Below are 19807 nucleotides of genomic sequence, written 5' to 3' on the forward strand. Positions count from 1 at the left end.
CCCTACTCTGCCCCAGCCGGGGTCCCGGGGAGCACGGCGTCCCGCAGCGGCGACGTCGTGTCCGCCCAGTACGGCGGGGCGATGACGGTCAGACCGCCGTCGACGGAGAGGGTCTGGCCCGTGATGTAGGACGCCTTGTCGGACAGCAGGAAGTCCACGGCGTCGGCCATGTCATGCGCGGTGCCCGGGCGCTGCAGCGGCAGCTTCTCGATGACCGTCTGCATCGGCGCCATGCCCGGCACCGCGTTGTAGAAGTAGTCCAGCGAGTCGGTGTCGATGAGCCCGCCGTTGACCGCGTTGACGGTGATCTGCCGCGGGCCGTACTCGACCGCCATGTACTTCGTGTAGGCCTCGGTCATCGCCTTCGCGGCGCCCAGGGCGGCGTAGGTCGGGAACGCGCGGAGCGAGCCGTACGAGGTCACGACGACGATCCGGCCCCCGCGGTCCATCAGCTCGGCGGCACGCTGCGCACCGAGCACGAACGACCGGGCGTTGGTGGCGTAGCTGCGGTCGAGGTGGTGCAGCTTGAGCTGCGCGACCGGCTTGAAGGCGCTGGCGGCGGCGTTCGCCACGAACATGTCGAGCCGCCCGTAGGTGTCACGGACCAGGTCGAACAGCGCGTCGATCGACTCCGGCTGCTCGATGTCGACCTGCGCCGTGATGCCGTCGCCGCCGGCTGCCTTGACGTCCGCCAGGGACTGCTCGGCGAGGTCGGCGTTGCCCTTGTAGGTCACCACGACGGTGACACCGCGCTGGCCGAGCTTCTGCGCGAGCAGGCGGCCGATGCCGCGGGAGGCCCCGGTGATGAGCGCGATGGGTGCGGTGCTGTCGGTCACTTCAGTCCTTTGCGTTGCGTGAGCAGGAGACGGACGGGAGGCTCGTGGCGGGCCCGCCACGAGCCTCCCGTCGGTTGCAGGGTGCGGCTAGAACCCGGCCTGGCCGGTCACGACGGCGCGGCCGACGACCAGCTTCTGGATCTCGTTCGTTCCCTCTTCGAAGCGCTGCGCGCGTGCGTCGCGGTAGACCCGCTCGATCGCGTTGCGCTTCCAGTAGCCCTGGCCGCCGTGCACCTGCAGGGCCTTGTCGGTGACGCGGGCGAGCATGTCGACCGCGACCATCTTCGAGGCACTGGAGAGCGTGCCGGCGTCGGGGCGCCCTTCCTCGTAGGCGCGGGCGGCCTCGAGCACCAGCGCACGGGCAGCGGCGATGTCGGCGTAGTTCTCGGCCAGGTAGAACTGGATGGCCTGGCGCGTGGCGAGCTTCTTGCCGAAGGTCTCGCGCTCGTTGGCGTACTCGACCGCGAGCTCGTTCGCGCGCTCGGCCAGCCCGACGGCGCTCATCGCGACCGAGACGCGGCTGGGGAGCAGGAAGCCGCCGAGCGCGACCGCGAGGCCCTGGCCTTCGTCACCCAGTCGGGCGCTGGCCGGGATCGGCGTCTCGGTGAACCGCAGGATCGCGTGGTCGGTCCCGCGGATGCCCATCGTGTCGGAGTCGTCGATGACCTCGGCGCCCGGGAGCCCCGAGTTCGGCATGAGGAACGCGACGGTGCCGTCCTGCCCGGTGGTGCCCTCGAGGCGCGCGGCGATCAGCCAGTAGTCGCACTTGACGCCGAACGTGATGAGGTGCTTCTCGCCGTTCATGACGTACGTGTCGCCCTCACGGCGGACGGTCGTGCGGATGTCCGCGCCGGTGCCGGCCGTGGCCTCGGTCAGCGTGAAGGCGACGAGCTTGTCACCGGCGACCGAGGGCTTGACGACCTGCTCGATCTGCTCCGGCGACGCGTACGGCGCCATCGCGCGCCAGGTTCCGTTGATGACGTGCACGAGCATGCGGATCGAGGCGTGCGACCGCGACACGATCTCCATGACCTCGAGGTAGCGCGAGAACGGGATGTCCCGCCCGCCGAGCTCGGCCGGTGCGGCGAGGCTGAGCCAGCCCAGCTCCTTGAGCTCCTGGAACAACTCGGGCGCGACCTGACCGGTGCGCTCGATCTCGTTCGCCCAGTCCTCACCGCGGCCGCGGACCCACGCCGTGACCTCCGCCTTGAGCTCGGCGAAGTCCTGCTCGGCCGCCGTTTCCATGACCATCGTCATCGTTCGTTCTCCTTCATCGCGACGAGCGCCGCAGCCTGCTCGCGCAGGACGTTCTTCTGGACCTTGCCGACCGCGTTGCGGGGCAGTTCGTCGATGTATTCCAAGCGCTCCGGCCAGTAGTACTTGCTGACGCCGGCGTGCTCGAGGTACCGCTGCATGCCCGCGAAGTCGAGCGACTCGTCGGCCCGTGCGGACACGACGTACGCGCACGCCCGCTCCCCCAGGCGCTCGTCGGGCATCGCCACGATGGCGACGTCGGTGACGAGCGGGTGCTGGTACAGCAGGTTCTCGATCTCGACCACGGGGATCTTCTCGCCACCGCGGTTGATGACGTCCTTGACGCGCCCGGTGATCGACAGGAAGCCCTTCGCGTCGACCTTCGCCAGGTCGCCGGTGCGGTACCAGCCGTCCTCGGTGAAGACGTCGTCGGTCAGGTCGGGCCGGTCGAGATACCCGTCGAACATGGTCGGCGAGTGCAGTTCGTAGTTGCCCTCGGTGCCCGCCGGCAGCTCGTTGCCCTCGTCGTCGACGATGCGGATCCGGGTGCCGGGCAGTGCCCGTCCGTCGTGACCGTAGGCGTCAGCGGGGTCGTCGGTGGGGCTCGAGAGCGCGCCGAGGCACGTCTCGCTGGTGCCGAACGCACCGAGGATGGCGGTGCCGAGGACCGTCGCCGCACGCTGGGCGAGCGCCCGCGGCACGGCGGCACCGGTCGGGACGAAGACCCGGAGGGACTCCGGTGCCGGTGCACCCGCTTCGACCAGGTCGACCAGGTCGGTCAGGAACGGCGTCGCACACTGCACGAAGGTCGCCCGTGCCGCCCCGAAGGCCTGCTCGAGCGCGGCCCGGCCGTCCCACACGGGCTGGATGACCTGCGCCGCGCCGAGCCGGAACGCCAGCAGCATGCCGTACAGGAAGCCGGTCTGGTGCGCCAGGGGCGACGGGATGTAGATCCGGTCGTCCTTCGTCAGGCCGGACTGCGCCACGTGCATCGCGGTCGCCAGCCCGAGCGTTCGGTGCGGGTGCTGGACGCCCTTCGGCTCGCCGGTGGTGCCCGACGTGAACAGCAGCTGGCAGATGTCGTCGGCCGTCGGTGCGTGCGAGCGGATCTGTTCGACGTCGACCTGGACGGAGCCGAGTGCGGTGTCCCAGTAGCGCCAGTTCCACTCGCTCGCGGCCACCCGCTCGGAGGCATCGGCGGGCAGTGGCGGCTGGTTGGTCGGGATGTCGCCCTGTCCCCGGGCCTCGGAGCGGATGACGACGACGTGCTCGACACTGAGTCGGCGCTTCTGTGCGCGCGCCTCGTCGAACACGTCGAGCAGCTCCAGGGCCGGGCGGCGTTTGCGGAACACGTTCGGCAGGAACACCACGCGCGCCCGCGACCGAGCGAGCGTCATCGTGGTCTCGCGCGGGCCGAACACCGGCATGATCGGCGTGGCGACCGCGCCGATCTGGATCGCCCCGAGGGTGATCGAGACGAACTCGCGCCAGTTCGGCAGCTGCATCGCGACGGACTCGCCGCGCCGCACGCCGAGTTCGAGCAGCAGCGCGGAGACCTTGTCGGCCTCGTCCTGCAGCTCGCGCCAGGTGGTCTCGACCGGCTCGGGGCCGCCGACCTCGATGACCGCCAGGCCGTCGGGCTCGGTGTCAGCGAGCGCGCGGACCTTCTCGCTGAGCACCAGCGGATCGGCGTCGACACCGGTGAGCTCGGGCAGGTCGACGGACGGGGCAGCCGTCGTGGTGTCCTCGCCCAGGTCGGTCGGCTGGTCGGACAGACGCGCGCGGTCAGCGCGGTCGTCGGCCACGGCATCGTCGGCGAGCGCGTCGCCGACCTCCATGTCGAGGCCGACGGAGTTCATCGCCTCGAGGAAGGTCGGGTACGAGATCCGGTAGGCCCGGGGGTAGGTGAGGGCAGACGCACCGTCGGCCCTCGACGCGGCGACGGCGAGGGACATGAGGACGCGGTGGTCGTTGAACGAGGACATCGACGCCCCGCGCAGTCCGCCCGCGCCGACGCCGGTGACCCGGAGCTCGTCGGCGCCCTGCTCGGCGCGTCCGCCCATCCGGTTCAGCTGGAGCATCGCCGCGACGCGGTCGGACTCCTTGAGCCGGATGTGCGCCACGTTCCACAGCCGGGTCGTGCCCTCGGCGAAGGTCGCCATGGTGGACAGCACCGGCAGCAGGTCCGGGATGGGCTGGCAGTCGATGTCGAGGGGCCGGAGCGGGGAGCCGTCGTGCTCGATGCGCACGAAGCCGGTCTCCTCGTCGATGCGCATCGGCACGCCCATGGCCGTCGCGAGGTCGAGGAACTCGCTCTCGGGGTGGTCCGTGTCGGCGGTGCGGAACGACGTCATCCCCCGCAGCAACACGTCCGACTGGCGGATGGCCGCGGCGGCGATGCCGAAGGCGGCCGAGCCGATGTCCGGTGGGATGACGTAGTTGTGGGGAGTCGCCTGCTGGTTTGCCGGGATCCGGTACTCCAGCCAGTCGTCCGAGACCTCGACCCGCAGGCCGAACTGCCGCATCATCCGCACGGTCAGCTCGACGTAGGGCTGTTCGTTGAGACGCCCGCCGGTGATGTGGATGCGGGTCTCCTGCTCGGCGAAGGGTGCCACGAGCAGGAGGCCCGAGATCCACTGGGAGAGCGTGCCGGCGATCTGCACGTCACCACCGCGCGGACGCTTCGGCTGGACGGTGACGGGCGGGCAGTCGTTCGTCGCCTCGAGCTCGATCCCCATCTGGGTGAGCGAGGTCAGCAGCGCCTTGATCGGCCGGCGCTGGAAGTACTTCATGCCCGACAGCGTCATCGGCTTGTCCGCCAGGGACGCCAGGCCCGTCATGAAGTAGAGCGTGGTCCCCGAGGACCCCATGTTGAGGATGCCGTCGGCACCACGGGATCCGTGGTCGACGACGTCGGTGGCTTCGTACCGTCCGCCCAGACCGGTGACGTGGTACTCGTTGCCGCGGCGCCTGATGTCGACCCCGAGGGCACGCAGCGCGCCGACGGTCCACTCGACCTGCCGCGTCGTGCTGACCCCGGAGACGATGCTCGTGCCGCGTGCCAACGACGCCAGGACGAGCGCTCGGTGTGCGTGGTACTTGGAGACGGGGATGTCGAGTTCCCCGATGAGCGGTGCGGACGTACCGCGCACGACCAGCTGCATGCGTACCTCATTCCCTGTCAGACGCGCTTCTACGGTATCCCCGGTGGACAAGTGCTGAGAACCGGAACCGCACGATCGGGACAGGTGTTCGTTGTGCGTGTCCGACAAGGAGCCGGGCAGGATGTACAGCATGGACATCCGCTTCACCGAGTCCCGCCCGTCGACGATCGGCGTCGAGTGGGAGCTCCCGCTGGTCGACCGGCACACCGGCGACCTCGCACCCCGTGCGCCCGCGGTCATCGCCGCCGTGCACGAACGCCTCGGCAGTCGCGAGAAGGTCACCGAGGAACTCCTGACCAACACGGTCGAGGTCGTCACCGGTGTGCACGACACCGTGTCGGGCGCGACCGCGGAGCTGTCCGACACGATCACCCAGGTGATCGACGCCGCGGCACCGCTCGACGCCCAGGTGATGTGCTCCGGCACCCACCCGTTCGCCGTGTGGGACCAGCAGGAGATCACCCCGGACAGCGAGCACTACACGACGCTGATCGACCGGACCCGCTGGTGGGGACGGCAGATGCTCATCTGGGGCGTGCACGTGCACGTCGGCATCGACGACCGCGACAAGGCGATCCCGATCATGAACGCCATGCTCGCGTACGTCCCGCACCTGCAGGCGTTCACGGCGTCGAGCCCGTTCTGGGGCGGCACCGACACCGGCTACGCGTCGAACCGCGCGCTCATGTTCCAGCAGCTGCCCACCGGCGGCCTGCCCCCGCAGCTCGGTGCGTGGGCGAACTTCGAAGAGGTCGTCAGCGACCTGACGCACACCGGAGTGATCGACGACGTCAAGGACCTGCGCTGGGACATCCGCCCCTCGCCGGGATGGGGGACGCTCGAGAACCGCGTCTCCGACGGCCTGTCGACGCTGCACGAGGTCGGGGCGGTCACGGCGCTGGTGCAGTGCCTGGTCACGGCCTGCTCGGATCGACTCGACGCGGGCGAGACGCTGCCCACGATGCAGCCCTGGTTCATCCGCGAGAACAAGTGGCGCGCCGCCCGCTACGGCATGGAGGCGGAGATCATCACGAACGTCGCCGGTGACGAACGACTCGTGACCGACGAGGTGCACGACCTGGTCGGCCGGCTCGACCCGATCGCCGAACGGCTCGGCTGCGTCGACGAGCTGCACCACCTCGACACCATGATCGAGCGCGGGGCGTCGTACCAGCGCCAGCTCGCGGTCGCGCAGCAGCACGGCGGGGACCTGCGCGAGGTCGTCCGCCACCTGGTGACGGAGTTCACCGACTCCCTCTGACGCTGGCGGGTCGTTTCACGCAGAGGAAGTCGAATCGCGCGGAGGTGGTCGAAAGTCTCGACCCCCTCCGCGCGATTCGACTTTCCAGCGCACACCTGATGGGAACGAACGCGCGTCACCAGACGACGGACGGGAGGCCCGGTGCCAGCTGGCACCGGGCCTCCCGTCTGTGGAGGTGGTCGCGTCAGCGACCCAGGAACTTCTGCAGGCTCGCCAGCTCTTCCTCTGTGGGCGCCTTGCCGTTCTTGCCCGCACCCAGTCCGAGACCGGAGCCCTGCTGGGCCTGCTGCGGCGCCGCGGAGGCCCCGGCGGCGAGTGCCGCGCGCTTGGCCGGGTTGCCGACCTTGGCCTTCTTCTTGCCGCCCTGCTGCTGCTTCTTGCCCCCGTGCATGCCCGGGATCGGACCCATGCCGGGCATCTGCGGCACACCGCCGCGTGCGACGGTCTTCATCATCTTGGCCGCCTGCTCGAAGCGGTTGACGAGCTGGTTGACCTCGGTGACGGTCGAGCCAGCACCCTTGGCGATGCGGAGACGGCGCGAGCCGTTGAGCAGCTTCGGCAGCTCGCGCTCCTGCGGGGTCATGGACTGGATGATCGCCTCGGTGCGCACGATCTCGCGCTCGTCGAAGTTGTCGAGCGCCTCGCGCATGCCCTTCGCGCCCGGGAGCATCCCGAGCATGCCCTTGATCGAGCCGGCCTTGCGCAGCTGCTGCATCTGCTGCAGGAAGTCGTTCAGCGTGAAGTTGTCGGTCGCGATCTTGTCCGCGACCTTGCGCGCCTCTTCCTCGTCGAAGGCGCCCTGCGCCTGCTCGATGAGGGACAGGATGTCACCGAGGTCGAGGATGCGGCTCGCCATGCGGTCCGGGTGGAACGGCTCGAAGTCGTCGAGGCCCTCACCGGTGGAGGCGAACATGATCGGGCGCCCCGTGATCGAGGCCACCGACAGGGCCGCACCACCGCGGGCGTCGCCGTCGAGCTTCGAGAGCACGACACCGGTGAAGTCGACGCCCTCCTGGAAGGCGCGGGCCGTCGTGACGGCGTCCTGACCGATCATCGCGTCGATGACGAACAGGACCTCGTCCGGGTCGACGGCCTTGCGGATGTTCGCCGCCTGCTTCATGAGCTCGGCGTCGACGCCGAGGCGACCGGCCGTGTCCACGATGACGGTGTCGTACTGCTGGTCGACCGCGGCCTTGATGGCGTTCTTCGCGACCTTGACCGGGTCGCCGACGCCGTTGCCGGGCTCGGGGGCGAAGACGTGCACGCCGGCCTGTTCGCCGACGACCTGCAGCTGCTGCACCGCGTTGGGGCGCTGGAGGTCCGCCGCGACGAGCATCGGGGTGTGGCCGTCCTTCTTGAGCCACTTGCCGAGCTTGCCCGCGAGGGTGGTCTTGCCGGCGCCCTGCAGGCCCGCGAGCATGATGACCGTCGGCGGGCGCTTGGCGAACTCGAGTCGACGCTGCTGTCCGCCGAGGATGCCGACGAGTTCCTCGTTGACGATCTGGACGACCTGCTGTGCGGGGTTCAGCGCGCGGTTGACCTCGTCGGAGAGTGCACGCTCGCGCACCGATGCGGTGAAGGCCTTGACGACCTCGAGCGCGACGTCCGCGTCGAGCAGTGCCCGGCGGATCTCGCGGACGGTGCCGTCCACGTCCGACGGGGAGAGCCGTCCCTTCGTCCGCAGGTTGCGGAAGGTCTCGGTCAGCCGATCAGAGAGGGATCCGAATTGCGCCATGATCCGTCGATCTTACAGGGCCGAGTACCACAGGGATGCAGCGCCGGGTTGCGCCATGATCCGTCGATCTCACAGGGCCGAGTACCACAGGGATGCAGCGCCGGGTTGCGCCATGATCCGTCGATCTCACAGGGCCGAGTACCACAGGGATGCAGCGCCGGGTTGCGCCATGATCCGTCGATCTCACAGGGCCGAGTACCACAGGGATGCAGCGCCGGGTTGCGCCATAGTGCGTCGATTCTACAGGGCCGCGTCACGCCCGCCCCGCAGCATCGAGATCAGTTGTTGGACGGCGTCCAAGAACCGTCGTACGCTCGGCACATGCCGGAACTCTTGGTCGTCCGACCACCGGGCCTGCTGGCGTACGCCGACGGGCTCGCCCTGCAGCGCACGCTGCACGCCGACGTCGTCGCGGGCCGCTCCCCCGGTGCCCTCGTCCTGTGCGAGCACCCGTCCGTGTACACCGCGGGACGCCGCACCGAGCCAGCGGACCTGCCGACGAACGGCGCCCCGGTGGTCGAGGTCGACCGTGGCGGCCGCATCACCTGGCACGGCCCGGGGCAGCTCGTCGCCTACCCGATCGTCCGGCTCGTCGAGCCGCTCGACGTCGTCGCGTGGGTGCGCGACCTCGAGCAGGTCATCCTCGACGCGGCCGCGAGCGTCGGGGTCGTCGCCGAGCGGGTCGACGGCCGGAGCGGCGCCTGGGTGCACACCGCAGCGGGTGTGCACGCCAAGGTCGGCGCGATCGGCCTGCACGTCGCCGAGGGCGTGACGAGCCACGGCATCGCGGTCAACTGCGACAACGCGCTCGACGCCTACGGCGCGATCGTCCCTTGCGGCATCGCCGACGCGGGGGTCACGACCCTGACCGCGACGTCCGGGAGGCCCGTGACCGTGGACGGGATCGCCGCCGTGGTCGCATCCCGCGTCCAGGGCGCGGTCGACGGCATGCACGCCGGTCGCCGGATCGCGACGAGCACGACCGCCGGCACCAGCACGAGCACGACCCCCAGCACGAAGGAACGGATCCCCGCATGACCCTCGCCCCCGAAGGCCGCCGCATGCTCCGGGTCGAGGCCCGCAACGCCGAGACCCCGATCGAGACCAAACCCGCGTGGATCAAGACCCGCGCGACCCAGGGCCCGGAGTTCCGCGAGGTCTCGGCCCTGGTCAAGGACAAGCAGCTGCACACCGTCTGCCAGGAGGCCGGCTGCCCGAACGTCTTCGAGTGCTGGGAGGACCGCGAGGCGACGTTCCTGATCGGCGGTTCCCAGTGCACGCGCCGCTGCGACTTCTGCCAGATCGACACCGGCAGGCCCGAACCACTCGACCGCGACGAACCCCGGCGCGTCGCCGACTCGGTCGCCGACATGGGCCTGCGCTACGCCACCGTCACCGGGGTGGCCCGTGACGACCTGGACGACGGGGGCGCCTGGCTGTACGCCGAGACCATCCGCGCGATCCACCGGCACTCCCCCGGCACCGGCGTCGAGATCCTGGTGCCGGACTTCAACGGCGACCCGGACCAGCTCGGTCAGGTGTTCGACGCCCGCCCCGAGGTCTTCGCCCACAACGTCGAGACCGTCTCGCGCATCTTCAGGCGCATCCGCCCGGCCTTCCGGTTCGAGCGCTCCCTCGACGTCATCACCCAGGGCCGCAACGCCGGGCTCGTGACGAAGTCGAACCTGATCCTCGGGATGGGCGAGGAGATCGCCGAGATCGAGGACGCCCTGCGACAGCTCCGCGACGCCGGCACGGACATCATCACGCTGACGCAGTACCTGCGTCCGTCACCCCGGCACCTGCCCGTGGCCCGGTGGGTCCGACCCGAGGAGTTCGTCCGGCTCCGGGAGCTCGCCGAGTCGATGGGCTTCGCGGGCGTGCTCGCCGGACCGCTCGTGCGTTCGTCGTACCGCGCCGGCCGCCTGTGGGCGCGCGCCACCGTGGCACGCGGCGGCACCGTCCCCGCGCACCTGGCCCACCTGGTGGACGCCCCGGTCGGCCGCCAGGCGGTCTGACCGGCACGGAAGCGACAGCGCGCGGCCATCTGCGCGTCGCGAACCGACCTGCGGCGTCGCTTCCGGTGCACGGGCGCGACCAGGACGACGAACGGGAGGCACGGTGCCAGCTGGCACCGTGCCTCCCGTCGGTTGTGCTGCGCTACGCGCGCCCGCGGATGGTGCGGAGCAGCCAACCGATGACGGCCAGGATCACGATGACGAGGCCGATCCAGAGCAGGAACTTCACCGCTCCGATGAAGATCCCGCTGAAGAGCAGGACGAGGCCGACGATGATCGCGATGATCAGCAGTGCTGGCATGTGGGGACTCCTTCCGACGTACCTGGACGATCCCTGTACTGCGCAGAACGTACCCGGGATCAGCCCACGAGGTTCTGCACGAACACGTGCGGCGTGAAGCCGGTCAGGTCGTTGATGCCCTCGCCCTGGCCGATGAGCTTGATCGGGATGCCGGTCTTCTCCTGCACGCTGAGCACGAACCCGGCCTTGGCCGACCCGTCGAGCTTGGTGATGACCAGCCCCGTCACCCCGGCACCCTCGATGAACGCCTGGGCCTGGGCGAGCCCGTTCTGTCCGGTTGTCGCATCGAGGACCAGCAGGACCTCGGCGATCTCGGTCTGCTTCTCGATGACGCGCTTGATCTTGCCGAGCTCGTCCATCAGCCCCGCCTTGGTGTGCAGGCGGCCGGCGGTGTCGATGACCACGATCTCGATGCCGTCGCGCATGGCCTGTTCGACCGTCTGGTAGGCGACCGAGGCCGGGTCCTGCCCTGGCTGCGAGGGCCGGACGACGTCGACACCGGCGCGCTGGGCCCAGGTCGCGACCTGCTCGACCGCCGCCGCCCGGAACGTGTCCGCGGCACCGACGAGCACGGTGCGGTCGTACGTCTTGAGGAACTTCGCGAACTTGCCGATCGTGGTCGTCTTGCCCACGCCGTTGACCCCGACCACGAGCACGACCGCGGGCCGGGCGCTGAGCTTCAGGGTGGTGTCGAGCTTCGAGAGCCGCTCCTCGAGCACCTCGCGGAGCATCCGCTGCAGGTCGGCGGGGTCGGTGGTGCCGTACCGGTCGACGCGGGCGTGCAGGTCCTCGATGATCTCCTCGGAGATGTCCGGCCCGAAGTCCGCACCGATGAGCGCCGTCTCGAGGTCGTCCCAGGTGGTCTCGTCGATGGTCTTCCGCTGGAAGAGCCCGCGCAGCCGGGAGGACAGTGACCAGGAACTCGCCATGTTCCCAGCTTAGGGGCGGACGCATGGACGGACGCCCCGGTAGCATCGTCACCACGAAGGGGAGTATTCCCTCTCGGTGTCCCCGTCAGTACGGCCCGGAACGATCCGGACCCGGGGCGCCGGTCGTGCTCCACCCACTCGGGTGGCACACGGCGGAAGAGACCTTCAGGCCTCGGCGTACCCACCTTGCCCGGCAAGCGGTGCTGCCCCTCACCTGGAGGAACCACGTTGGACGTCCCCCTGTATGTCTGGCTGATCACGATCGCCGGCATCCTCGCCCTGCTCGTGTTCGACTTCTACTCGCACGTGCGTACCCCGCACGTGCCCCACATCCGCGAATCCGCGTTCTGGTCGGTGTTCTACATCGGGCTGGCGATCCTGTTCGGTGTCGGCATCCTGGTGTTCGGCGGCGGACAGGCCGGCGGTGAGTACTTCGCCGGGTGGCTGACCGAGAAGGCGTTGTCCGTCGACAACCTCTTCGTCTTCCTCATCATCATGACGAGCTTCGCGGTGCCGAAGGAGTTCCAGCAGAAGGTGCTGCTCGTCGGTGTCGCCATCGCCCTGGTCGCGCGCGGCATCTTCATCGCCCTCGGTGTCACGATCATCGAGAACTTCTCGTGGGTCTTCTACCTGTTCGGGATCCTGCTGTTCTGGCTCGCCTGGTCGCAGGCCCGCAGCGGGAACGACCACGGTGCGGAAGAGGGCGACTCCAAGCTCATCCGGATCCTCAAGCGCATCATCCCGACCTCCGACCACTACGACGGTGACCGCCTGACCACCCGGGTCGACGGCAAGCGCCTGTTCACCCCGATGCTGCTCGTCATGGTCGCGATCGGCCTGACGGACGTGCTGTTCGCGCTCGACTCGATCCCCGCGATCTTCGGACTCACGCAGGACGCGTTCATCGTGTTCACCGCGAACGCCTTCTCGCTGCTCGGGCTCCGCCAGCTCTACTTCCTGATCGCCGGGCTGCTCGAGCGCCTCATCTACCTGGGTCAGGGCCTCGCGGTCATCCTGGCGTTCATCGGCGTGAAGCTCGTCTTCCACGCCATGCACGTCAACGAGCTGCCGTTCATCAACGGCGGTGAGCACATCGAATGGGCCCCCGAGATCCCGATCTGGTTCTCGCTCGGCTTCATCATGCTGACCATCGCCGTCGCGACCGTGGCCTCGCTGGTCGTCTCGAAGAAGCGTCAGGAGCGCGGGCTCACCCCGACCGGGGAGCCGCGCACCGTCGAGGCCGAGGCCGACGCGAAGTAACGCGACCCCCTGCGGACGGGAGGCCCGGTGCCAGCTGGTACCGGGCCTCCCGTCCGTCTGCGGTCCGAAGCCGCCGAACCGGCGCTACGCCACCGCGCCGACCGGCTCGGGCTCGGGCTCGCGGCGCTGCACGCGCTGCCCCACGACCGCCGAGACGCCGTCCTGGCGCATCGACACCCCGTACAGCGCGTCGGCGATCTCCATCGTGCGCTTCTGGTGCGTGATCACGATGAGCTGCGACGTCTCACGCAACCGCTCGAACACGGTCAGCAGCCGGCCGAGGTTGGCGTCGTCGAGTGCCGCCTCGACCTCGTCCATGATGTAGAACGGCGACGGCCGCGCGGTGAAGATCGCCACGAGCAGCGCCACCGCCGCCAGTGACCGTTCCCCGCCGGACAGCAGCGTCAGCCGGTCGATCTTCTTGCCGGCGGGCTTGACCTGCACGTCGATGCCCGTCGCCAGCAGGTCGGTCGGGTTCGTCAGCGTGATGGAACCCGAACCGCCCGGGAACAGGATCGGGAAGATGACGTCGAACGCCTGCTGGGTGTCGTTGAAGGCGGACTCGAAGATGGTCTGCATCTTGGCGTCGAGCTCGTCGATGATCGTCATCAGGTCGGTCCGGGTCTTCTGCAGGTCCTCGAGCTGTTCCGTCAGGAACGCGTGGCGCTGCTCGAGTGCCTGGAACTCCTCGAGCGCCAGGGGGTTCACCTTGCCGAGCTGACCGAGGTCGCGTTCGGCGGCCTGCAGGCGGCGCTCCTGCTCGGCCCGGACGTAGGGCACGGTCTCGACGTCGGCCGGGTCGACGCCGTCCGTCGCGTCGTACTCGGGCAGCGCCGGGCCACCGGGGAGGGTGGACTCGGCATCGACGAGGAGCTCGTCGGGCTCGTCGGGCTCGTCGCCGTCGCGGTCCGTCCCCGCGTCCCCGGGCGCGATCGCGGCCGCCGCGGCCGCGGTGTCCGGATCTGCTGCCGCAGCCGCGGCGGCCCGCTCGGCGTCGCGGTGCCGTCGCGCCAGGACCCGGGGGTCGACGAGCACGTCGACGGGCACCGGCACGTGCGGTCCGTACTCGGCGACCAGGACGGCCTCGACCAGCCCGAGCTCGCTCTGCGCCCGGTCGAGCACCCCGGACACGTGCAGCTTCTTCTCGTAGATCTCCATCTCGAGCGAGTGCACCCCGTCGGTGATCGACTGCAGCCGGTCCCGGAGTTCGCGTTCCTCGGTCCGGATGGTCTGCAGCTCGGTGTTGCGTCGAGAGCGCTCGGCCTCCTGGGTGGCGAGCTGCACGCGCGCGTCGGCGAGCGACCGGTCCACGGCGCCGAGCACCGCGGGCAGGTCGGCGAGCACGCTCTCGGCGGTCGCGATCTGCCCCCGCCGGACCACCGCGCGGCGGGCGGCTTCCTCGGCCGCGGCGCGGTCGGCCTCGAGCTGGCGGTCGAGCTGGTCGGCACGCGCCCGCTCCGACCGGGCACGCTCGCGCACCGTCTCGACCTGGATGCGGTGTTCGATCTCGGCGGCGCGCGCGGCTTCGAGCGTGTCGAGCAGCCCCTGCCGCGCCGAGGCGTCCACCGTCGGCCGCGGCTGGGCCGCGTGCGCCCCACGGACCTGTTCCGCTTCGGTGAGCACGGCGTCGGCAGCCTCGACGGCGCCGTCGGTCTCGGCCAGGGCGGCGCGCAGGCGCTCGACCTCGGCGGTCGCGTTCTCCGCCTTCGCGCGGGCGGACGCGCTGGTCCGGTCGTACTCGGCCACGGCTGCGGCGTACGCGCGGCTGGCGCGGTCGGCGTCGTCCGCCCGGCGGCGTGCGTCCTCGACGGCGCTCCGCGCGGACTGGAGGCTCGTGGCCGCGGCCTCGGCGTCCGTCGCGATGGCGTCGCGTCGCGTGACGGCGTCGTCCCGCTCCGCGGTGAGCTCGATCCGGGAGGTGGTCCGCGCACCGCCACCGGTGACGCGCACAGCGCGCACCAGGTCACCGGACCGCGTGACGACCGTCGCCCGGGGGACGGCGGCGAGCACGGCCTCGAGGTCGACGTCGTCACGGTCCGCGATGAGCGTGTCGGCCAGGACGGCGGACAGCGCCGGCGGGCCGCTGACCAGGTCGAGCGCGCGCACGACGCCCTCGGGGACGGGCACCGCGGCGGCGGACTCCCCCGCGTCCGCGACGACGACGTCGATGCGCCCGATGTCGGTGGCACGAGCGTGGGCGACGGCGTCGAGTGCCACGCCGCGGTCGGCGGCCAGGACCGCGTCGGCCAGACCGTCCAACGCGGTGGCGATCGCGCCCTCGTAGCCGGGTGTGACCGTGAGCTGGTCGGCCAGGCGCCCGGTGATGCCGTCGCGGCCGGCGTCGATGAGCGCCTGGGAGCCGTCCCGCACGTCGATGGACATGCCGAGCGCCGCCACACGGGCGTCGAGCGCGTCCCGTTCCCGTTCGAGGGCGTGCAGCCGGTCACGGTGCGCGTCGCGGTCGGTCTGCGCGTGTTCCAGGTCGGCCCGCGCCGCGTCGAGCGATGCATGCAGCGCGTCGGGGTCGGCGCCGGCGGACGGGTCCGTCCCGACGTCGGCGAGGGCTGCGTCGGCGGCGCGGGCGCGCTCGGTCGCCTCGACCAGCGCACGCTCCCGTCGTTCGCGGTCGGCGACCGCGGACCCGCGCTTCGACCGTGCCACGTCGACGGCGCTGCCGAGACGCTGCGCGTCCAGGTCGTGCTGCGCCACCCGGGCCGCCTGCGCTGCGATCTGTTCGTCGAGTGCGTCGAGTGCCGCCCGTGCCTCGGACACCCGACGCGCGGCGGCGACGCTGCCACCCTGCATCTCCGCTGCGCGCTCGTCGAGCCCGTCGGCCTCGGCGCGGACGCCCGCGACCTGCTCGGGCGTGACGCTGGGCCCCTGCTGCGGTGCGTCCGCTTGCTGGGCGAGGAACATCAGCCGCTGGTTCGCGAGACTGGACAGCCCCCGCAGGCGCTCCTGGACACTCTCGAGTCGGTGCACCACGGTGCGTGCCCGGTCGACGTCGTCACCGACCATGCTCTGCTCGACGTGCTGCTGGCGCGCGCGCGTCTGGTCGAGCCGCTCGGTGAGGACGATGCGCTCGGACTTGCGACCGGCTTCGACCTCCTGGTGCTCGTGCAGCTCTCGCCGCAGACGGACGACGTCGTCCGCCAGGATGCGGGCCTTGGCGTCACGGGCGACCGCTGCGACGGACTGCGCCTTGCGGGCGACCTCGGCCTGCCGTCCCAGTGGCTTCAGCTGACGGCGGATCTCCCCCGCCAGGTCCGACAGCCGGGTGAGGTTCGTCTGCATCGCCTCGAGCTTGCGGAGCGTCTTCTCCTTCCGGCGACGGTGCTTGAGGATGCCGGCGGCCTCCTCGATGAAGCCGCGGCGGTCCTCGGGGGTGGCGTGCAGGACCTTGTCGAGCTGGCCCTGCCCGACGATGACGTGCATCTCGCGCCCCAGGCCGGTGTCGCTCAGGAGTTCCTGCACGTCGAGCAGCCGGCAGTTCTCGCCGTTGATCGCGTACTCGCTGCCGCCGTTGCGGAAGAGCGTGCGCGCGATTGTCACCTCGGTGTAGTCGATCGGCAGCAGCCCGTCGGCGTTGTCGATCGTCAGCAGCACCTGCGCGCGGCCGAGCGGCCCCCGGGTCGAGGTGCCGGCGAAGATGACGTCCTCCATCTTGCCGCCACGGAGCGTCTTCGCCCCCTGCTCCCCCATCACCCAGGCCAGCGCGTCGACGACGTTGGACTTGCCGGAGCCGTTCGGCCCGACGATGCACGTGACACCCGGTTCGAACGCGAACGTCGTGGGCTGCGCGAAGGACTTGAACCCCTTGATGGTCAGGCTCTTCAAGTACATGCGGTCTCCGGGTGGTTCGCTCGTGGGCGCTGCTGGGCTCGCTGTTCGGCGTCAGGCTAGCGCGTGCGGGAGCGCGGGCTCGGTTGGCACACGGGGCAACGGTGGCTCGAGCGGTTCATGAAGGCCTCGCGCACGATCGGCGTGCCGCACCGCGGGCACGGCTTGCCCTGCTGGCCGTAGACGTTGAGGCGCTGCGAGAAGTACCCGGACTGCCCGTTCACGTTGACGTACTGCGCGTCGAAGCTCGTCCCGCCGTCCTCGAGGGCACGGCGGAGCACGCTCCGGACCTCGTCGAGCAGCAGCTGCACGCTCGCTCGGGGCAGGCGCTCGGCGGGGCGGTCGAAGTGGAGCTTCGCAGCCCAGAGTGACTCGTCGGCGTAGATGTTGCCGATGCCGCTGACGACGCCCTGGTCGAGCAGCACCCGCTTGATCCCGCTGGCGCGCTTCCGGACCAGCTGCAGGAAGCGGCCGTCGTCGAACGCGGGGTCCAGCGGGTCGCGGGCGATGTGGGACACCTGCCCGGGGATGCTCCGCCGCCAGACGGCGTCGGGCTGCTGCAGGTCGACGGCGCCGGCCGACCCGGCGGGGGCACCGTCGATCGTCGGCACCATCCGGTCGATCGCCATCGAGCCGAACGTGCGCTGGTCGACGAACTCGAGCTCGACGGGGGGCTCCGGTGCGCCGTCGCGGGCCGGACCGGCTGGCTGCACCTCGAGCAGGACCCGACGGTGCTTCGCCGCGGGGCGGTCGCGGCCCAGCAGGATCTGCCCGCTCATGCCGAGGTGGGCGACCAGGGCCTCCGGGGTCGCGCCCGGTGCCGTGCGCAGCGGCATCCAGAGGAACTTGCCGCGGCGGACGGCCGCTTCGATGGTCCGGCCGGTCAGCCGCTCGGCGAAGTCCTCGGCGGGTCCGTCATGGCGCGTGAGTGCGCGGTCGTCGAGGACGTGCACGGCGAGGACGCGGGCACCACTGACGGCGGGTTCGAGGCCGGCGCGGACGACCTCGACCTCGGGGAGTTCGGGCACTTGGTCAGGCCTCGGAGGGCGGGGGTGCCGTGGCTGCGGCGTCGGTGCTGCGCCCGGACAGGCGGGTCCAGGAGTCGAGTGCGGCGGCCATCTCGGCGGTCTTCTTGCTCGTGCCCGAGCCCGTGGCGATGTCCTCGCCCTGCAGCACCACGGTCGCGTGGAACAGCTTGTCGTGGTCGGGGCCCTCTTCGGTCACCCGGTAGGCCGGGTTGCCGAGGGACAGCGCCGAGGCCAGTTCCTGCAGGCTCGTCTTGGGGTCCATCGCCGCGCCGAAGCGGTCCGGGTCGATCAGCAGCGGTTGCACCAGGCGCAGGACGAGCGCGGTGGCCTCGTCCGGGCCGGCGGACAGGTACGTCGCACCGATGACGGCTTCGACGGTGTCGGCCAGGATCGAGGACTTGTTCCGGCCCCCGGTCAGTTCTTCGCCCTTGCCCAGCCGGATGAAGGCACCGAGGCCGTTCAGCCGGGCGATCTCGGCGAGGGCGACTGTCGAGACGAGGCTGGCACGTCGCTTGGCCAGGTCGCCTTCGTCGAGGTCCGGGAAGTCGCGGTAGAGCTTGACCGTGACGGCCTGACCGAGGATCGAGTCCCCGAGGAACTCGAGACGTTCGTTGTGCCCGATCCCGCCGTGCTCGTACGCGAACGAGCGGTGGGTCAGGGCGAGCTGGAGCAGCTCAGGGTCGACCTGCACGCCCAACAGGGCCTGCAGACGGACGACGTCCGACCCCGCGGGGTTGGACCCCGTGGAACCGGACGTCGCCTTCATGCGTGTCGTCACTCAGACGTCGGCGACCTTGCGGCCCTTGTACTCCATGTACAGGGGGGTGCCGGCCGAGTCCTCGACGACCTTCGCGCGGTGCGGGAGGCTGTAGGTGACCTGGCCGTTCTCGATGGTCTTCACGAGCTGGACCGGCGCGGCCTTCCACTGCGAACGACGGGCGTGCGTGTTGGCACGGGACTGCTTGCGCTTGGGAACGGCCATGGTGGTTCTCTTTCGGTTGGTCGGTGGTCAGTCGGTGGGGGTGCGGTCGCCGTCGAACGTGAGTCCGTCGAGCGCGGCCCAGCGGGGATCCGTCGGCGCGGACGCCGGGCGATCACCCAGATCTGCCAGTCGTTCGCCCGTCACCGGGTCGAGTCCTGGGCAGTCCGGTCGACAGACCGGCTGGAACGGCAGCGACAGCACCACCGCGTCTCGAACGACCGGTTCACAATCCACGTGGTCTTCGTGAACATGGAAGTCGAAATCCTCCGAGGGATCATACGCGAACAGCTCGGCGAAATCGACCTCGACGGGCTCGGCGATGTCGATCAGGCAGCGCGAGCACTGCCCGGTCGCCTCGGCCGACGCGTGTCCGGAGACGAGCACCCCTTCGTGGAGCCCCTCGAGCCGGAGCTCGATGTGCATCTCGGCGCCTTCCTGGACCGCGACGACACCGGCACCGAGGGCTTCGGGGACGGTGATGTCGAGCGTGTGCTCGCGCATCTCGCCCGGGCGGTGCGCGAGGTCACGCACGCGCAGGGCGTAGGGGCTGTTCACGGGGGAAGACACGATCGACCATCCTAGCGCGGACCGGAGCACACGTCGAGGAGCGGCGTGGCGAGCGCCGTGCCGGTGCCGGGCGACGGGTGCCCGGTGCCGGCGCCTGGTGCCCGGTGCCCGGGTGCCGGGTCAGGCGAGTCGGCGCCGGAGTGCCTCGCCCACCACTGCGGGGACGTACGGCGCGACGTCACCACCGAGGGTCGCGACCTGGCGGATGAGGGAACTCGACACGTGCGCTCGCGAGGCGTCGGGCAGCAGGAACACCGTCTCGACGTCGGCCAGGTGCCGGTTCATGATCGCCATCGGTGTCTCGTACGCGACGTCCTCGCCGGACCGGACGCCCTTGACCAGGACCGAGGCGCCGACCTGGCGGCAGTAGTCGACGAGCAACCCGGCGGTCCACTCCCCGACCCGGATGGTGTCCGGCGCGCCGACCTCGGCCAGGGACTCCTCGATGAGCCGGACCCGGTCGGGCGCGTCGAACATCGCGGTCTTCTTGTCGGGGTTGTGCACGACGAGCACGTGGACCTCGTCGAACAGTCCGGCGGCGCGGCCGATCACGTCCAGGTGCCCGAGGGTCACGGGGTCGAAGGAACCGGGGACCACCGCGATCTGCGCCATGGCAGCGACGATACCGGCAG

16 protein-coding genes are annotated in these 19807 nt (G+C 70.6%); 4 read left to right on the top strand and 12 right to left on the bottom strand.

Annotated features, from left to right (window positions below; all coding sequences use genetic code 11):
* Window positions 1-2: 2 nt before the first annotated feature.
* The 3 genes from DEJ13_RS10875 to aroA form a co-directional block, all read right to left on the bottom strand.
* Complete coding sequence (locus tag DEJ13_RS10875) at window positions 3-836, bottom strand: SDR family oxidoreductase (RefSeq protein WP_056126043.1); 834 nt, start codon at window positions 834-836, stop codon at window positions 3-5.
* Window positions 837-923: 87 nt separating this feature from the next.
* A complete protein-coding gene (locus DEJ13_RS10880; RefSeq protein WP_220037611.1) occupies window positions 924-2093 on the bottom strand; it encodes an acyl-CoA dehydrogenase family protein in 1170 nt (389 codons plus the stop codon).
* Window positions 2090-5254 carry a 3-phosphoshikimate 1-carboxyvinyltransferase gene (gene aroA / locus DEJ13_RS10885; RefSeq protein ID WP_111107820.1) on the bottom strand — a complete coding sequence of 1055 codons (3165 nt, stop codon included), beginning with the start codon at window positions 5252-5254 and terminating at the stop codon, window positions 2090-2092. The genes DEJ13_RS10880 and aroA overlap by 4 nt, the downstream gene beginning before the upstream one ends.
* Window positions 5255-5375: 121 nt before the next feature.
* Between aroA and DEJ13_RS10890 the strand changes: the two genes are divergently transcribed.
* Window positions 5376-6515: a glutamate--cysteine ligase gene (locus tag DEJ13_RS10890; protein ID WP_156463707.1), complete on the top strand. Its 1140-nt coding sequence runs from the start codon at window positions 5376-5378 to the stop codon at window positions 6513-6515.
* 184 nt (window positions 6516-6699) lie between these two features.
* Here the strand turns inward: DEJ13_RS10890 and ffh are convergent, their stop codons facing one another.
* The gene (ffh, locus tag DEJ13_RS10895) at window positions 6700-8250 is read right to left on the bottom strand and encodes a signal recognition particle protein (protein WP_056126055.1); all 1551 of its coding nucleotides are present in this window, start codon (window positions 8248-8250) and stop codon (window positions 6700-6702) included.
* A gap of 321 nt (window positions 8251-8571) precedes the next feature.
* Here ffh and lipB point away from each other — a divergent pair, with 321 nt between their 5' ends.
* Together lipB and lipA are read left to right on the top strand one after the other, a co-directional pair.
* Window positions 8572-9288, top strand: coding sequence for a lipoyl(octanoyl) transferase LipB (gene lipB, locus DEJ13_RS10900; RefSeq protein ID WP_111107819.1), 717 nt, complete (start codon window positions 8572-8574; stop codon window positions 9286-9288).
* Window positions 9285-10268 carry a lipoyl synthase gene (gene lipA / locus DEJ13_RS10905; protein ID WP_111107818.1) on the top strand — a complete coding sequence of 328 codons (984 nt, stop codon included), beginning with the start codon at window positions 9285-9287 and terminating at the stop codon, window positions 10266-10268. Before lipB ends, lipA begins: the two co-directional genes overlap by 4 nt.
* Before the next feature lie 142 nt (window positions 10269-10410).
* Here lipA and DEJ13_RS10910 read toward each other — a convergent pair whose 3' ends face one another.
* Together DEJ13_RS10910 and ftsY are read right to left on the bottom strand one after the other, a co-directional pair.
* The gene (locus DEJ13_RS10910) at window positions 10411-10569 is read right to left on the bottom strand and encodes a DUF4175 domain-containing protein (RefSeq protein WP_146245311.1); all 159 of its coding nucleotides are present in this window, start codon (window positions 10567-10569) and stop codon (window positions 10411-10413) included.
* A 59-nt stretch (window positions 10570-10628) separates the two neighbouring features.
* Entirely contained in the window at window positions 10629-11498 is an 870-nt protein-coding gene (gene ftsY / locus DEJ13_RS10915) for a signal recognition particle-docking protein FtsY (protein ID WP_111107817.1), read from the bottom strand.
* Between the two features lie 228 nt (window positions 11499-11726).
* On the opposite strand from ftsY, the gene DEJ13_RS10920 reads away from it, so the two are divergent.
* Window positions 11727-12758, top strand: coding sequence for a TerC family protein (locus DEJ13_RS10920; protein ID WP_111107816.1), 1032 nt, complete (start codon window positions 11727-11729; stop codon window positions 12756-12758).
* Between the two features lie 84 nt (window positions 12759-12842).
* Here DEJ13_RS10920 and DEJ13_RS10925 read toward each other — a convergent pair whose 3' ends face one another.
* The 6 genes from DEJ13_RS10925 to coaD all read right to left on the bottom strand — a co-directional run bounded on the left by DEJ13_RS10925 (window position 12843) and on the right by coaD (window position 19787).
* Window positions 12843-16601 (bottom strand): chromosome segregation SMC family protein, encoded by a 3759-nt coding sequence (locus tag DEJ13_RS10925; RefSeq protein ID WP_111107815.1) that lies wholly within the window; start codon window positions 16599-16601, stop codon window positions 12843-12845.
* 56 nt (window positions 16602-16657) lie between these two features.
* Window positions 16658-17626, bottom strand: coding sequence for a bifunctional DNA-formamidopyrimidine glycosylase/DNA-(apurinic or apyrimidinic site) lyase (mutM, locus tag DEJ13_RS10930; RefSeq protein ID WP_056126065.1), 969 nt, complete (start codon window positions 17624-17626; stop codon window positions 16658-16660).
* A 4-nt stretch (window positions 17627-17630) separates the two neighbouring features.
* Window positions 17631-18392, bottom strand: coding sequence for a ribonuclease III (rnc, locus tag DEJ13_RS10935; RefSeq protein WP_111107842.1), 762 nt, complete (start codon window positions 18390-18392; stop codon window positions 17631-17633).
* 12 nt (window positions 18393-18404) lie between these two features.
* The gene (gene rpmF, locus DEJ13_RS10940; RefSeq protein WP_056126067.1) at window positions 18405-18608 is read right to left on the bottom strand and encodes a 50S ribosomal protein L32; all 204 of its coding nucleotides are present in this window, start codon (window positions 18606-18608) and stop codon (window positions 18405-18407) included.
* Window positions 18609-18635: 27 nt separating this feature from the next.
* Window positions 18636-19139, bottom strand: coding sequence for a YceD family protein (locus DEJ13_RS10945; protein ID WP_502868695.1), 504 nt, complete (start codon window positions 19137-19139; stop codon window positions 18636-18638).
* A 156-nt stretch (window positions 19140-19295) separates the two neighbouring features.
* Entirely contained in the window at window positions 19296-19787 is a 492-nt protein-coding gene (gene coaD, locus DEJ13_RS10950) for a pantetheine-phosphate adenylyltransferase (protein WP_056126075.1), read from the bottom strand.
* Between the last annotated feature and the right edge of the window lie 20 nt (window positions 19788-19807).

Source organism: Curtobacterium sp. MCLR17_007 (assembly GCF_003234655.2).
GTDB lineage: Bacteria > Actinomycetota > Actinomycetes > Actinomycetales > Microbacteriaceae > Curtobacterium.

Excerpts from the sequence above, each read along its gene's own strand:
- DEJ13_RS10880 (WP_220037611.1), bottom strand. The coding sequence starts at position 2,093 with ATGACGATGGTCATGGAAACGGCGGCCGAGCAGGACTTCGCCGAGCTC.
- aroA (WP_111107820.1), bottom strand. The coding sequence starts at position 5,254 with ATGCAGCTGGTCGTGCGCGGTACGTCCGCACCGCTCATCGGGGAACTC.
- DEJ13_RS10890 (WP_156463707.1), top strand. The coding sequence starts at position 5,376 with ATGTACAGCATGGACATCCGCTTCACCGAGTCCCGCCCGTCGACGATC.
- ffh (WP_056126055.1), bottom strand. The coding sequence starts at position 8,250 with ATGGCGCAATTCGGATCCCTCTCTGATCGGCTGACCGAGACCTTCCGC.
- lipB (WP_111107819.1), top strand. The coding sequence starts at position 8,572 with ATGCCGGAACTCTTGGTCGTCCGACCACCGGGCCTGCTGGCGTACGCC.
- lipA (WP_111107818.1), top strand. The coding sequence starts at position 9,285 with ATGACCCTCGCCCCCGAAGGCCGCCGCATGCTCCGGGTCGAGGCCCGC.
- DEJ13_RS10910 (WP_146245311.1), bottom strand. The coding sequence starts at position 10,569 with ATGCCAGCACTGCTGATCATCGCGATCATCGTCGGCCTCGTCCTGCTC.
- ftsY (WP_111107817.1), bottom strand. The coding sequence starts at position 11,498 with ATGGCGAGTTCCTGGTCACTGTCCTCCCGGCTGCGCGGGCTCTTCCAG.
- DEJ13_RS10925 (WP_111107815.1), bottom strand. The coding sequence starts at position 16,601 with ATGTACTTGAAGAGCCTGACCATCAAGGGGTTCAAGTCCTTCGCGCAG.
- rnc (WP_111107842.1), bottom strand. The coding sequence starts at position 18,392 with ATGAAGGCGACGTCCGGTTCCACGGGGTCCAACCCCGCGGGGTCGGAC.
- rpmF (WP_056126067.1), bottom strand. The coding sequence starts at position 18,608 with ATGGCCGTTCCCAAGCGCAAGCAGTCCCGTGCCAACACGCACGCCCGT.
- coaD (WP_056126075.1), bottom strand. The coding sequence starts at position 19,787 with ATGGCGCAGATCGCGGTGGTCCCCGGTTCCTTCGACCCCGTGACCCTC.